Annotated in this window: 11 protein-coding genes; 7 read left to right on the forward strand and 4 right to left on the reverse strand. The window is 60.2% G+C overall.

Annotation, left to right across the window (positions count from 1 at the left end):
- Positions 1-6: 6 nt before the first annotated feature.
- Positions 7-1,953, reverse strand: coding sequence for a bifunctional 2',3'-cyclic-nucleotide 2'-phosphodiesterase/3'-nucleotidase (locus HAT86_RS05620; protein WP_167194279.1), 1,947 nt, complete (start codon positions 1,951-1,953; stop codon positions 7-9).
- A gap of 271 nt (positions 1,954-2,224) precedes the next feature.
- On the opposite strand from HAT86_RS05620, the gene nudC reads away from it, so the two are divergent.
- Positions 2,225-3,196: an NAD(+) diphosphatase gene (nudC, locus tag HAT86_RS05625; RefSeq protein WP_167194281.1), complete on the forward strand. Its 972-nt coding sequence runs from the start codon at positions 2,225-2,227 to the stop codon at positions 3,194-3,196.
- A gap of 37 nt (positions 3,197-3,233) precedes the next feature.
- A complete protein-coding gene (locus tag HAT86_RS05630; protein WP_167194283.1) occupies positions 3,234-3,707 on the forward strand; it encodes an SRPBCC family protein in 474 nt (157 codons plus the stop codon).
- 38 nt (positions 3,708-3,745) lie between these two features.
- Here the strand turns inward: HAT86_RS05630 and HAT86_RS05635 are convergent, their stop codons facing one another.
- Entirely contained in the window at positions 3,746-4,579 is an 834-nt protein-coding gene (locus tag HAT86_RS05635; protein WP_167194285.1) for a prephenate dehydratase, read from the reverse strand.
- 133 nt (positions 4,580-4,712) lie between these two features.
- On the opposite strand from HAT86_RS05635, the gene HAT86_RS05640 reads away from it, so the two are divergent.
- The 5 genes from HAT86_RS05640 (at position 4,713) to HAT86_RS05660 (ending at position 11,705) form a co-directional block, all read left to right on the forward strand.
- Positions 4,713-5,777 carry a c-type cytochrome gene (locus tag HAT86_RS05640; RefSeq protein WP_231125825.1) on the forward strand — a complete coding sequence of 355 codons (1,065 nt, stop codon included), beginning with the start codon at positions 4,713-4,715 and terminating at the stop codon, positions 5,775-5,777.
- Between the two features lie 183 nt (positions 5,778-5,960).
- The gene (locus HAT86_RS05645; protein WP_167194289.1) at positions 5,961-7,907 is read left to right on the forward strand and encodes an extracellular solute-binding protein; all 1,947 of its coding nucleotides are present in this window, start codon (positions 5,961-5,963) and stop codon (positions 7,905-7,907) included.
- Positions 7,908-7,914: 7 nt separating this feature from the next.
- Positions 7,915-9,009: a microcin C ABC transporter permease YejB gene (locus tag HAT86_RS05650; RefSeq protein ID WP_167194291.1), complete on the forward strand. Its 1,095-nt coding sequence runs from the start codon at positions 7,915-7,917 to the stop codon at positions 9,007-9,009.
- Between the two features lie 3 nt (positions 9,010-9,012).
- A complete protein-coding gene (locus HAT86_RS05655; protein ID WP_167194293.1) occupies positions 9,013-10,119 on the forward strand; it encodes an ABC transporter permease in 1,107 nt (368 codons plus the stop codon).
- Positions 10,116-11,705, forward strand: a complete 1,590-nt coding sequence (locus HAT86_RS05660) for an ABC transporter ATP-binding protein (RefSeq protein WP_167194295.1) — start codon at positions 10,116-10,118, stop codon at positions 11,703-11,705. Before HAT86_RS05655 ends, HAT86_RS05660 begins: the two co-directional genes overlap by 4 nt.
- On the opposite strand, the gene HAT86_RS05665 is transcribed toward HAT86_RS05660, so the two are convergent.
- Entirely contained in the window at positions 11,702-12,619 is a 918-nt protein-coding gene (locus tag HAT86_RS05665) for an endonuclease/exonuclease/phosphatase family protein (protein ID WP_167194297.1), read from the reverse strand. The two genes, HAT86_RS05660 and HAT86_RS05665, sit on opposite strands and share 4 nt — an antisense overlap.
- Before the next feature lie 22 nt (positions 12,620-12,641).
- Positions 12,642-13,997 carry an oxygen-independent coproporphyrinogen III oxidase gene (gene hemN / locus HAT86_RS05670; protein ID WP_167194299.1) on the reverse strand — a complete coding sequence of 452 codons (1,356 nt, stop codon included), beginning with the start codon at positions 13,995-13,997 and terminating at the stop codon, positions 12,642-12,644.
- Positions 13,998-14,005: the final 8 nt, after the last annotated feature.

Here is a 14,005-nt window from a genome sequence, read left to right on the forward strand (position 1 = left end):
CGCTATCTAGGGGTCTTGGCGCGGATTCGCAAGGGGGGCGGTGATCGGGCCAGTGTCCAGCGGCAACCGCAGGCGCATGAACCCTTCGGGAGTGTCGCCCAAATCCTCCGCTCCAAGATCGGCAATCGTTTGCGGATAGGCGCGCAGGCCGGGGCCGGTGAAATGAATCGCGCTTGTGCCGGGCCATGCGGTGAAGGTCCAGACCGGGGTGATGTGATCCGAAATCGGCCCATGGTCGCGGATGTAGCTGGCCAGAATATCACGCACCGGCGTCGCGCCTTTGACAACAATATCGTCGTCCGGCAAGGCCATATACGGCCCGCCGCCAAAGGCGCGGTAACTGTTGGTGGCGATCAAAAAACGATCCTCCTCCAACACGGGCCGCGCGTTGTGGCGTAGCTCTTGCACGCGGGTCGCATGGGGATTGGCAAGGCGTCCGTCGCCCGCATAGCGTGGCGGTTGAGACAGGTCGATCTGGTAGGTGATCCCGTCGATCATGTCGAAGGCATGACCGGGCTGGCGTGCGTCCCATAGCGGTTGGTCTTGCTGGCCGGGGACCAAAGTGTGAAAGCAGCTTGCCGCGCGTTCAAGCCAGTCGCGCAGGCGTGCCCCGGTGATGCGTGCGCCCACCAATGTATTGGGAAAGCCGTATAGATCAGCAGCGTTGCGCAGGCGCACCGGACCTTCGGGCATGTCCGTGTAGTGTTGCGGCCCGCCCCGCCCGCCGGTTTTGAACGGCGCGGTTGCGGACAGCAGTGGTAACTGCGCGTCCGGGGTTCCCTGCACCGCCTCGGCCAAGGCGCGTGCTTGTGCCCGGTTGACCAGTTGTAGTGTCGGGTCGGTGCGTATTGTCGCCAGATAACTGTGCAAGGGGGCGGTTGCCCTGTTCAACGGCGTTTCGATCAGCGCCAGCGTATGCTGGTGCGCCTTGTCCAACGCCTCCGTCAGCGCAGGATCGGGCGGCGCGCAGTGGCCGTCTTTGGTCTTGACCGGGCGGGCCTCGGCCCGGTGCGCCGTGACATGCCAGCCACTTGGGCCCTGCGATAACGTCAGATCAAGAACCCCAAGATGCGACCCGGCAAACCCGGCCATAATGGCCGGTGTGTCGTTCAATGTGCCCGCCTTGGCATCGACACCCGGCAAATCCGCATGCATGGGTGAGGGAAAGACCTGATGGCTATGACCCGCCAGCACCGCATCCAACCCCGGCACAGACGCCAGTGCCAATGCCGCGTTTTCCTGTTCGGGGCAGTCGGGACCGGAAGCGATGCCTGTATGGGCCAGCGCGATGACCAGATCGGCCCCGGCGGTGCGGGCCATAGGCACCACACGGCGGGCGGTTTCGGTAATCCCGTGAACGTCCACCAGATCGTGCAGTTGGGTCCGGTCCCATACTGCCACCTGTGGCGGAACAAGACCGATCACCGCGATCCGCAGGTCATGCGCGCATCCGGTTTCGTCTTGCATTTGCCGGGTCAACATTTGAAACGTCGCAAAGATCGGCGCGCCTGTCGTGCAGTCGATCACATTGGCGCAGGTCACTGGAAATTCGGCTTGATCGAGGGCGTCGTTCAGTGCGGGCAAGCCGAAATTGAATTCGTGATTGCCAATTCCGACACAGTCATAGCCGATCTGGTTCATTGCGCGGATCACCGGGTGCGGCCCTGTCCAGCCGTTGGTTTTCTGCATCGTCAGATCCGTCAACGGGGTGCCTTGCAGAAAATCGCCATTGTCGAACAGCAGGCAATTTTTCACTTCGCGTCGGGCCTGCCCGATCAGGGTGGCGACACGGGCCAACCCTGTGGGTTGGTCGCCTTTGTTCGTATAGTAGTTGAACGGCAAAAGATGGCCGTGAATGTCGGTTGTTTCCAGTAGCCGCAGCTTAAGCCGAGGGTATGACGCGGGCTTGCATTGAGGGCTTTTGTCCGGTCGTTCGGCACTGTGTACGGCCACTTTTGAGGGGTCTCCATCACGGTCTTGGCTGTGGCGTGGTTTTAACAAACGGTCGGCTTGCGCCGACGGAACACAATACACTCGAACACGTCGCAGTATGGGGGGTAATGATTCGGCGCGCAATCTCGTTTGGGTGGAAAATCGCGTATTTTTACCAATGCGTTGATCCGGAAATTGCAACGCCCAAGCGCTTCTTGTCGCTGTGATCGTATTGCCCGCTTGCCCGGAGGTGCCCGTCGTGCCACCTGTGATCGCAAAAAGGAGGCTGGTCATGCGGCATGCAGAAACGGTGACATTCGGAGGGTCGGCGCTGGATCGCGCCCATGCGTTGCGCGGCGATGATGCGGCCCTTAGCCAAGCGGTTGCAAACGGGCAGGCCGACACGCTGCTGCTGTGGCGGGGCAAGCCGCTGGTTCGGGCAGAAACACTGGATGGTCTGATTCGCCTGCCGATGGATCATCCGGTGCTGGCGCAGGCCGACGGGCCGCCGATTTTGCTGGGGCAGGACGAAAACAGCCGCTTGATCTTTGCGCATGATATCTCGGGCTGGCGGCCCGAGGGGGTGGACGAGTCTGGACTGAACCAGTTTCTGGATATGTCGGAACAGGCCCATCCCGATCTGCCGCAAGATACTGTTTTCGCCGAGTTGCGGCGGGTGATGACACGGCTTAGCGCGCGTGACGCCGAACTGGCGGCGACGGCGCGTGGCTTGCTGGGATGGCACGCCTCGCACGGGTTTTGCGCCCGCTGCGGGGCGCAAAGCACCATGCAGCGCCACGGATGGCAGCGGCAGTGCGCGTCTTGCGGGGCGGTGCATTTTCCGCGCACCGATCCTGTGGTCATCATGTTGATCACCCGTGGCAACAACGTGCTGATGGGCCGGTCGCCCGGATGGCCCGAGGGGATGTATTCACTGTTGGCGGGCTTTGTGGAACCCGGCGAAACCATCGAGGCCGCCGTGCGCCGCGAGGTGGATGAGGAAACCGGCATCAAGGTGGGCGACGTCAGTTATCTGGCCAGCCAGCCGTGGCCGTTTCCCGCGTCGCTGATGATCGGCTGTCGCGGCGAGGCGCTATCGGACGTGATCACCATCGACCCTGTGGAAATCGAGGATGCCCTTTGGATGACGCGCGAAGATGTCATGCAGGCTTTTGCCGGCGAGCATCCGTTTCTGGCCCCGGCGCGCAAGGGTGCAATTGCGCAGTTTTTACTGCGCAACTGGCTTGCGGACAGCTTGGATTAAGGCGAAACTGCACGAATGGTAGTAACGGGTCGAGTATATGAATTTCAGTAGTCACGAGGATATCGAAGCGCCGATTGATGCGGTATTCGCCGCAGTCACCGATTTTCAGGCGTTCGAACGTCAGGCCTTGCGGCGCGGGGCCGAGGTGCAGCGCAGCGACAGTCTGGCGCAACCGGGGCCCGGCATGACTTGGGACGCTGCGTTCATGCTGCGCGGCAAACGCCGTGAGATCAAGATTGAACTGGCGCGCATGGACCGACCCAACGGTGTGCTGGCCGATGCCCGCTCGCGCAATTTGAAAGCGCAGTTCGAGGTTGATCTGGTGGCGCTGTCCCGCAACCGCACGCGGCTGAGCGTGGCTCTTGTGCTTGAACCCAAAACACTGGCGGCGCGGTTGATGCTGCAATCGATTAAACTGGCACGCAAGAGGCTGACGCGCCGCTTTCGCAAGCGCGTGGCGGAATTTGCAACCGATGTGGAAAACCGCAACAAACCCGCAACCTCGGCCTAAGCCGGGACGGGTAAGGCGCGGGCCGCTGGCGCGAACGTTCAGTGGCGGCGCGGATCGGCGGGATAGACGCCCAGCATGGTGATGTCTGACGTGAAATATTCCAATTCGTCCAGCGCGCGCTGCACAGCCGGATCATCGGGATGCCCTTCAATATCGGCATAGAACTGCGTCGCGGTGAATGATCCGTCGACCATGTAGCTTTCCAGCTTGGTCATGTTCACGCCATTGGTCGCGAAACCGCCCATCGCTTTATACAGCGCGGCAGGAATATTGCGCACTTGAAACACAAAGCTGGTCATCATGCCGTCGTCACCCCGGCGCGACAAATCCGCCTTGGGCGCCATCACCAGAAACCGGGTGGTATTGTTGCCGTGATCCTCGATGTGGCGGGCCAGCACGTTCAGGCCATAGATGTCGCCCGCCAGCTCACTGGCAAGCGCCGCAAGGCCCGGTTCGGCCACTTCGGCCACATGTTTCGCCGACCCGGCGGTATCCGCGCCGGTGATCCGGCGAATTCCGTTTTTGGCCAGAAAGTTGCGGCATTGTCCCAACAGCATGGTGTGGCTCATGGCGCGGTCGACATCCTCTAGCCGCGTGCCGGGCAGCGCCAAAAGGTTGATGTGCACGCGCACAAACGCCTCGGACACGATATGCAGCCCGGATTTTGGCAACAGGTGGTGAATATCGGCCACCCGCCCGAAGGTCGAGTTTTCAACCGGCAGCATGGCCAGTGCGGCTTGTCCTTCGCGCACTGCTTCGATGGCGTCCTCGAAGGTGCGGCAGGGCATCGCCTCCATGTCGGGATAGGTTTCGTGGCAGGCCTGATGCGAATAGGCGCCGGGCTCACCTTGAAAGGCTATGCGCTGTGTCATTTTGGGCTGTTTCCTGTCAAAACTTAAGCGGTCGGGCGTTTGGTCGCGCAAACTACACCTTGCGCCGGACAAGGGGAAGCGGATAGATACCGCGCGACGGATACTAACGGGAAACGGGCTAATGTTCGATACAATGACATTTACGAAGGTCCTGGGCAGCTTCTGTGGCGCCCTGCTGATCTTTCTTTTGGGGCAGTGGGCGGCCGAGCTTCTGTATCACACCGGCGGTGGTTATGGGGATGATTACCAGCAAGGGTACGTGATCGAAACCGGCGCTGATGATGAGGCCGAAGAAGTGGTCGAAGAAGGCCCCAGCTTTGAAGAGCTTTACGCCTCGGCCGATCTGGGCAAAGGCGAACGCGTTTTCAACAAGTGCAAGGCCTGCCACAAGCTGGACGAAGGTGCCAATGGTACCGGGCCTTATTTGCATGGCGTGGTCGGGCGTGACGTTGCCGCCGCAGAGGGGTTTGGCTACTCAGGCAGCCTTGTCGCCGTGGCCGATGTTTGGACCCCCCAGGAATTGAGCGCATTTTTGGAAAACCCTGCGTCCTACGCACCGGGCACCACGATGGGATTTGCCGGCCTTGGCAAAATCGAAGATCGTGTGAATGTGATTGCCTATCTGGACCAGACCGATGGCGACATGACCACGCTTGAGGTGCCCGCCGCCGAGGAAGAGGCCGCAGCCGAGCCTGCCGCCGAGGAAGGTGCGGCGACCGAAATGGCGCAGGCCGATCCAGTGCCGGCGCAGGATGAAGAAACCGCTGCCGAGGAAGTGACCGCAGAAGAACCTGTGACCACCGAGGCTGAGGGCACGCCCGCAGCGGAAGCCGAAGCCGCTGCCGCAACCGACACAGCCGGCGGATCGGACTTTGCGGGACTGGTTGCCGCCGCTGATCCGGCGGATGGTGAAAAACTGTGGCGCGGGTGCCGGGCCTGTCACAAGTTGGACGATGGCGCCAATGGCGTTGGTCCGCATCTGTACGGTATCGTCGACCGTGATATCGCCAGTGTCGATGGCTTCCGCTATTCGAAATCGCTGGAAGAGTTGGAAGGGGCCTGGACCGTGGACGAGCTGAACGCTTGGCTTGAAGATCCCAAGGCCTATGCGCCCGGCAACAAGATGAGCTATCGCGGCATGAAAAAGGAAGATGACCGCGCGGCGTTGATCAAATACATGCAGACCGCCGCGGAATAATTCTGCGCCGTTCCCCGAAAGTCAGGGCCGCCCTTGGTGCATCCCATGGGCGGCCTTACGTTTTTGTGAGCACCGAAATGCGCCGATGCCCGTTTCGGTGCTTGAACATGGGCGCGCCCCTCCATTAGCTTGGCACGCGCAGCAAATGCACCAAATCCCATATTAGGGATGAAGGAGATTGCGATGATCAGACACCGCAACCGGGCCGTTGCCCGAACGAGGCCAGACAACCGTTCACGCCGCACGGTTCTGGCGTTGATGGCTTTGGCGATCGGGGCGATGATCACGCATGTGGCATTGGCGGACGAAAGTCAGGATCAGGTGATCCGCGCGCATGGCTATTCGTTTTACGGCGATCTTAGCTATCCCGCCGATTACACGCATTTCAACTACGTCAATCCGGACGCCCCCAAGGGCGGCGAAATCTCGATTTATGCACCGGGCACGTTTGATTCTATGAACCCTTATGCGCGCAAGGGGCGGGCTGGCACCTTGTCTTGGATGGTTTACGAAAGCCTACTGGGGGATATGCCCGCCGGTGGTGGGCCTGCGCCCGCGGATGCCTATGGCGAATCTTATGGTCTCTTGGCTGAAAGCCTTGAATACGATCCGGGCAAGACGTGGGTGATTTTCCACATGCGCCCCGAGGCGCGGTTTGCCGATGGCACGCCTGTCACAGCGCATGACGTTGTGTTTTCGCACAACCTATTTTTGGAACAGGGCCTGCCATCTTATGCGCAGGCCGTCAGCCGCCGCGTGACCGGGGCCGAGGCACTGGACGATCACACCGTCAAGTTCACCTTTGCCGAGGGTATCTCGCGCCGGTCGTTGATTGATCAGGTGGGCGGCACCCCGGTTTTCCCGCGCAAATGGTATGAAGAGACCGGCGCCCGGCTGGACGAGTCTCGGCTTGAGGCCGCGCCGGGATCGGCCCCGTATCAGGTGGCCAGCTATGACGTGAACCGCCGCATCGTCTATGAACGCAATCCCGATTATTGGGGCTGGGATTTGCCGATCAATCAGGGGCGGCACAATTTTGATACCATCCGGGTTGAATATTTTGCCGATGACAGCGCCGCATTCGAGGCGTTCAAGGCGGGTGAATATACGTTCCGCAACGAAACCAATTCCAAGAAATGGGCGACGGGGTATAATTTTCCGGCGGTCAATGCCGGGCATGTCAAACTTGAAGAACTACCCGACGGCACACCACCCACCCCGAACGGCATCGTGTTCAACCTTGGCCGCGACGCGCTGAAGGACAAACGTGTGCGTCAAGCCATTGCGCTGGCCTATAATTTCGAATGGACCAACGAGTCCCTGCAATACGGGCTGTTCAAGCAGCGCCAGTCATTTGTTCAGGACACGCCGCTGCAAGCCACCGGTGTCCCACAAGGGCCCGAACTTGAGCTGCTGCAAAGCCTTGGCGACGTGGTGCCGCCTGAACTCCTGAGCGACCCGGCGGTTACGGCGCATACGTCGAAACCCGACCGCCTGAACGACCGCCGCAATTTGCGCCGCGCCATGAAACTGCTGGACGATGCAGGCTGGACCGTGGACGACGACGGCAAGCGGCGCAACGCCGATGGACGGCTTTTGAGCATCGACTTTCCAATCCCGTCCTCGGGATCGGCGACGCTGGGTGCCGTGGTGGACAGTTTCGTCAGCAACCTGCAACTGATGGGCATCGACGCGCGGTTCGAAAAGGTCGATCCGTCGCAATACACGCTGCGCGAACGCGACCGCGACTATGATCTGGTGTTTGACAGTTACACCACCTTTCTGGGGGCGGGCACCGGGTTGATGCAGCGTTACGGCTCGACCGAGGCGGAATTTAGCCTGTTCAATCCCGCCGGGCTGGCCAGCCCGCTGGTTGACGCGATCATCGAGGCGGCACTGAACGCGGAAACCCGCGAAGAGGAAGACACAGCCCTAACCGCGCTGGACCGCGCCTTGCGCCATGAATTTTTCATGGTTCCGGTGTGGTATAACGACAGCAACTGGGTGGCCTATTGGGACATGTACGAACATCCCGAAACGCTGCCGCCCTATGCGCTGGGCGTGCTGGATTTCTGGTGGTTCAACGCCGATAAGGCCGAGGCGCTGAAAGCCTCGGGTGCGCTGAGGTAACCCGCCGATGGGCGCCTATATCCTGCGCAGGTTGCTGCTGATCATTCCCACGTTGCTGGGGATCATGGTGATCAATTTCGCCCTTGTGCAATTCGTGCCCGGCGGCCCGGTTGAACAGGTGATCGCCAATATGCAGGGCCAAGGCGACGTGTTTGACAGCTTCTCGGGGTCGGGCAGCGACGCAGGCCAAGATATGACCAGCGGCGGCGGTGGCAACGAGCAGTATCTGGGCGCACGCGGTCTGCCGCCCGAGTTGATCGAAGAGTTGGAGCGCCAATTCGGGCTGGACAAGCCCCCGCTTGAACGCTTCGTGAACATGCTATGGAATTATATGCGCTTTGATTTTGGCGAAAGTTATTTCCGCAAGATCGAGGTCACGGAACTGGTGCTCGAAAAGATGCCGGTCAGTATCAGCCTTGGGCTGTGGTCCACGCTGATCGCCTATATCATTTCGATCCCGCTGGGCATCCGCAAGGCGGTGTATGATGGATCGCGCTTTGATACTTGGACCAGTGGCATCATCATCGTGGCTTATGCAATCCCGGCGTTTCTGTTTGCGATCATGCTGTTGGTGTTGTTCGCGGGGGGCAGTTATTTCCAACTGTTCCCGTTGCGCGGCCTGACCTCGGACAACTGGGAGCAGCTTAGTTTGTTTGGCAAGATTGCCGATTACTTCTGGCACATCACGCTTCCGGTGCTGGCCTCGACCATTTCCGCCTTTGCCACGCTGACGCTGCTGACAAAGAACAGTTTTCTAGACGAGATAAAAAAGCATTACGTGATGACAGCCCGCGCCAAGGGGCTCAGTGAAAGCCGTGTGCTGTATGGGCATATCTTTCGAAACGCCATGCTGATCGTGATTGCAGGGTTTCCGACGGTATTTATCGGGGTGTTCTTTGGTGGCTCGGTCCTGATTGAAACGATCTTTTCGCTGGATGGTCTGGGGCGATTGGGGTTCGAGGCGGCGGTTGGCCGTGATTACCCGGTGATGTTTGGCACGCTGTTTTTGTTCGGATTGATCGGCCTGTTGGTCAATATCCTGTCGGACTTGATGTATGTGCTGGTCGATCCGCGGATCGACTTTGAAAAGCGCGAGGGCTAGGCGATGGCATTGTCCCCTCTCAATCAGCGCCGCTGGCGCAATTTCAAACGCAACAAGCGTGCCTTTTGGTCGTTGCTGATCTTCTCGGTGATCTTCGTGCTGACTTTGTTTGCCGAGTTTGTGGCCAATGACAAACCGATCCTCGTGCAATACCGGGGCGGCTATTACACGCCGATCTTGAATTTTTATCCTGAAACTGAATTTGGCGGCGATTTTCAGACCGAAGCGATTTATCGCGACATTGAGGTGCAATGCCTGATCACCTCGGGCGGGATGGATGCGTGTTTTGACGATCCCGAGGGCGTGATCGAAGATGCTGCCGACGGGGTCATCGACACCCAAGAGATCGCCAAAGGTTGGATGATCTGGCCGCCGATCCCCTATAGCTATGATACCACGGTGGACCGTCCCGGCGCGGCACCGCTGCCGCCCAACGGGCAGAACTGGCTGGGCACGGATGACACCAAGCGCGACGTGCTGGCGCGGGTGATTTATGGGTTCCGCCTGTCGGTAATGTTCACGCTGATCGTTACGGCGCTGTCTTCGCTGATCGGAATTTTTGCCGGTGCGATACAGGGGTTTTTCGGCGGTTGGTTGGATTTGATCTTTCAAAGGATCATCGAAATCTGGGCCTCGACCCCGCAAATATACGTAATCATCATCCTGTTCGCCATCTTGCCGCGCAGTTTCTGGTTGTTGGTGGCCATTACCGTTTTCTTTGGCTGGATGGCGCTGGTTGGGGTGGTCAGGGCCGAATTTCTGCGGGCGCGCAATCTGGAATATGTGCGCGCGGCGCGGGCGTTGGGTGTTGGTAACCTGACGATCATGTTCCGCCATATGCTGCCCAATGCCATGGTGGCCACGCTGACCATGTTACCCTTTGTCATCACCGGCACGATCTCTCTTTTGGCGGGCTTGGATTTTCTGGGCTTTGGCTTGCCGTCGTCCTCCCCCAGCCTTGGCGAACTGACGCTTCAGGCCAAGCAGAACCTTCAGGCGCCGTGGCTGGCCTTCACCGCGTTTTTCGCATTCGCCATCATGCTGTCGCTGCTGGTTTTCATCTTTGAAGGCGTGCGCGACGCGTTTGATCCAAGAAAGACTTTTGAATGAGTTTGCTGACGGTCAAAGACCTGACGGTCGGGTTCAAGCAGGACGGGCAGATTGTGCCTGCCGTGCATGGTGTGTCTTTCAGCGTCGACCAGGGCGAAACCGTGGCGCTGGTGGGCGAAAGCGGCTCGGGCAAATCGGTGACGGCGCTGAGCACCGTATCCTTGCTGGGCGGCTCGGCGCAGGTGGCGGGCAGCGTTACCTATGACGGGCAGGAAATGATCGGCGCGTCTGACAAGCGTTTGCGCAAGGTGCGCGGCAACGACATCAGCTTTATCTTTCAAGAGCCGATGACAAGCCTGAACCCGCTGCATACGCTGGAAAAGCAAATCACCGAGTCGCTGGAACTGCATCAGGGCCTGACCGGCGACGAGGCGCGCGCACGTATCGTCGAACTGCTGGAACGCGTGGGCATCCATGACGCGGCAAGCCGCCTGACGGCCTATCCGCACCAGTTGTCCGGTGGGCAACGTCAGCGGGTGATGATCGCCATGGCGTTGGCCAACAAGCCCGATATCCTGATCGCGGACGAACCGACAACTGCGCTGGATGTGACCATTCAGGCGCAAATTCTGGAATTGCTGAACGAGTTGAAGCGCGACGAGGGCATGGGCCTGTTGTTCATCACCCATGACCTGAACGTGGTGCAGCGCATTGCCGACAAAGTGTGCGTCATGAAGGAGGGCCGCATCGTCGAGGCCGGGCCGACGGCGCAGATTTTCGCTAACCCGCAACACGACTACACCCGCACATTGCTGGCGGCGCGGCCTTCGGGGCAGCCGCGGCCTGTGCCGAACAACCCGCGGGAATTGGTAAAAACCGATGGTCTGCGCGTTTGGTTTCCGATCCAGAAAGGGTTCTTGCGCCGGACGGTTGGCCACGTAAAGGCGGTCAACGATGCCAGCATCGGCGTAAGCGCCGGAGAGACATTGGGCATCGTCGGTGAAAGCGGATCGGGCAAGACCACGCTGGCTCTGGCGATCATGCGGTTGATCCAATCCGAGGGCGGGATCACCTTTGACGGTGAGGATGTGCATGGCTGGTCCACCCGCAAGTTGCGCAAACGGCGGCGGGATATGCAGATCGTGTTTCAGGATCCATTCGGCAGCCTGTCGCCCCGCATGACCTGTGAACAGATCATCGCCGAAGGCTTGGGCGTGCATGGCAACCCAGACGGCCGCAAAGAGCGTGATTTGGTGGCCGAGGTGATGGAAGAGGTCGATCTGAACCCGGCCACGATGGACCGCTACCCGCATGAATTTTCAGGCGGCCAGCGGCAACGGATTGCCATCGCCCGCGCCATGATATTGCGGCCCAAGATGGTGGTTCTGGACGAGCCGACATCGGCGCTGGACATGACGGTGCAGGTGCAAATCGTGGACCTTTTGCGCCGGTTGCAGGTGAAATATGGGCTGGCCTATCTGTTCATCAGTCACGATCTGGCCGTTGTCCGCGCCATGAGCCACCGCGTCGTGGTGATGAAACAGGGCGATATCGTGGAATATGGCAGTGCCGAGGATTTGTTCGAGCGTCCGCAGACCGAGTATGCCAAGACGCTGCTGCAGGCCGCGCTGGACTTGTCGGCTTAATCCGCAGCACGCACTGGCAGGTCAACCACTACGGCTGCATGGTCGCTGGAATGGGGCCGATGGTGCCCGGTTTGCGGCAAATGCGCGCCGCGATGACGGGCGGCCTCAAGCCCCAACCCCTGACGGTGAATGTCTGGCACAGCGTCGGGGCAGGCACGGGCCAAGGCCGGGCTGGCCAGCAGTTTGTCGGGCCGGCCATACTGGCCCGACCACGCATCGTGGTAGGACCAACGCGCACCGCGTGGCAAACGCTCCATCAGGTTGACGGAAAACGGCGGCAGGATGGGGGCCGTGGCCGGGGGCTGTGCGGGATGCCAAGGGTCATTCACATCGCCAAGGATCAACCACATGGCCTGCGCGGGATCGTCAAAGCGACGTTCGATCAGGCGGCGGGTTGCCCGCGCTTCCAGTTCGCGCACGGGAAAGGCCGTGCCGGCCTTGGGGTAGGGGGCTTTGAAATGCACCGCGAACAGGGTTAGGCCCGGCATCTCGATCCGCAGACAATCCCGACGGAATACGGGCGCATCCGGATCTTGGCCCGGCGGTGGGGACAGCCCCAGATCGGCGGGTGTGATGTCAGCATGACTGACCACCTCAAGCGGCGCGATCCGGCTGAGCAGCGCCAGATCCAGCCCGCGCCCGTCATTGCCGTGCAGGCAACTGCGATGCGGATAGGGGGCGGCCCCGGCGGGGATCAGGAACCGATCGTGAAAATGATCCAGCGTGGCGCTGTCAAACACCTCTTGCAGGATCAGCACGTCGGCATCCAGATCGCGGATAACTTGTGCGGTCAGCGCCCGGTCAGTTTGGTCCAGCGTAGGTTCTGACGTGTCAGGCGTGTCATCATCACGCGCACCGCTGAGACGTCCTGCGCGCAACCGCATGTTCTGGACGTTGAAGGTTGCGATGCGCATGGCGTAACGGCCCGCACCGGCCCTATATAGCCGAACTGTGGCCCGCGGTGCTAAGATCGTAGACATCGAAACTGCGGGCGATCATCCGGGTCAGTGCACGGGCCTCTTGCGGCACGAACATGCCGCCATCATCCACTTGCAAAAGCCCGGAAAACTGCGCGGCGCTGTCATCAAGGATGTTGCGAACGGTTTGCGGGCTGACCCCGAAACTTTCGCAAATCTCGGCGGTGTCGACACGGAATTCGCACATCAACTGTTCAATCATGCGCCCGCGCAGGCGGTCTTCGGCTGTAAACGCATGGCCGCGCGTGGTGGAAAACTGCCCTTCGCGAATCGCGGCGGTATGCGCACCGGTCGCGGGCGCATTTTGCGCATAGCCTTGCGGGAATTTCGAGATCGAAGAGGCTCCAACGCCAATCAGAACATCGGCAGTGTCGTCGGTATAGCCTTGGAAATTCCGGCGCAGACGACCCGCCTTTTGCGCGATGGTCAGGCCATCCGTTTGCGTGGCGAAATGGTCGATCCCGATCTCGGCATAATTGTCCCAAACGAACAGCCGGCGTGCGGTCTCGAACAGGTCCAGACGTTCTTCGGGCGTGGGCAACGCATCCGAGGGCAGTAATTGCTGGCGCTTGGCCATCCACGGCACATGCGCATATCCATAAAGCGCCACACGGTCCGGGTTCAGCGATAGCAGCTTTTGCACGCTTTCGGTGATCCGCGCCTTGGATTGGTGCGGCAGGCCAAACAGGATATCGGCATTCAGGCTGGCCACGCCACGGGCGCGAATCTCGTCCGCAGCCCATTTCGTGATGTCATAGCCTTGCAGCCGTCCAATCGAATGTTGAATTTCCTCGTTGAAATCCTGCACCCCGATCGAGGCGCGGTTCATCCCCGCCGCGGCCAGCGCATCCAGACGTGGGCCGTCAATTTCATTGGGGTCAATCTCGACTGAAAACTCGGTGTCCTCGGTAAAGGGCGCGATCTCTTTGATCGCGACTGCCAGTTCTTCCATCATAGCAGGTTGCAACAGTGTCGGCGTGCCGCCGCCCCAATGCAAACGCGACAGGCGCACACCTTCTGGCAGGTGCTGACCGAGCATCTTTAATTCAGCCTTCAGCGTTTCCAGATAGGCCGCCACGGGTGCGTCGCTTTGTGTGCCTTGGGTGCGGCAGGCGCAGAACCAGCACAACCGCCTGCAAAACGGCACATGCACGTACAGCGACACCTTGCCGCCCTGCGGGATCGCTTCGATCCAGTCTGCAAAGGTTTGGCCGCTGATATCGCGCCCGAAATGCGGGGCGGTTGGATAACTGGTGTAACGCGGTACCTTCGCGTCAAACAGACCCAGTGCGGCGAGTTGTGCTTTCGTAACCATGCTGATTG

The sequence above is a fragment of the Roseovarius gahaiensis genome (genome assembly GCF_011601345.1).
Classification (GTDB): Bacteria; Pseudomonadota; Alphaproteobacteria; order Rhodobacterales; family Rhodobacteraceae; genus Roseovarius; species Roseovarius gahaiensis.

Coding starts and splice junctions, on each gene's coding strand:
- nudC (WP_167194281.1), top strand. CDS start 2,225: ATGCGGCATGCAGAAACGGTGACATTCGGAGGGTCGGCGCTGGATCGC.
- HAT86_RS05630 (WP_167194283.1), top strand. CDS start 3,234: ATGAATTTCAGTAGTCACGAGGATATCGAAGCGCCGATTGATGCGGTA.
- HAT86_RS05635 (WP_167194285.1), bottom strand. CDS start 4,579: ATGACACAGCGCATAGCCTTTCAAGGTGAGCCCGGCGCCTATTCGCAT.
- HAT86_RS05640 (WP_231125825.1), top strand. CDS start 4,713: ATGACATTTACGAAGGTCCTGGGCAGCTTCTGTGGCGCCCTGCTGATC.
- HAT86_RS05645 (WP_167194289.1), top strand. CDS start 5,961: ATGATCAGACACCGCAACCGGGCCGTTGCCCGAACGAGGCCAGACAAC.
- HAT86_RS05650 (WP_167194291.1), top strand. CDS start 7,915: ATGGGCGCCTATATCCTGCGCAGGTTGCTGCTGATCATTCCCACGTTG.
- HAT86_RS05655 (WP_167194293.1), top strand. CDS start 9,013: ATGGCATTGTCCCCTCTCAATCAGCGCCGCTGGCGCAATTTCAAACGC.
- HAT86_RS05660 (WP_167194295.1), top strand. CDS start 10,116: ATGAGTTTGCTGACGGTCAAAGACCTGACGGTCGGGTTCAAGCAGGAC.
- HAT86_RS05665 (WP_167194297.1), bottom strand. CDS start 12,619: ATGCGCATCGCAACCTTCAACGTCCAGAACATGCGGTTGCGCGCAGGA.
- hemN (WP_167194299.1), bottom strand. CDS start 13,997: ATGGTTACGAAAGCACAACTCGCCGCACTGGGTCTGTTTGACGCGAAG.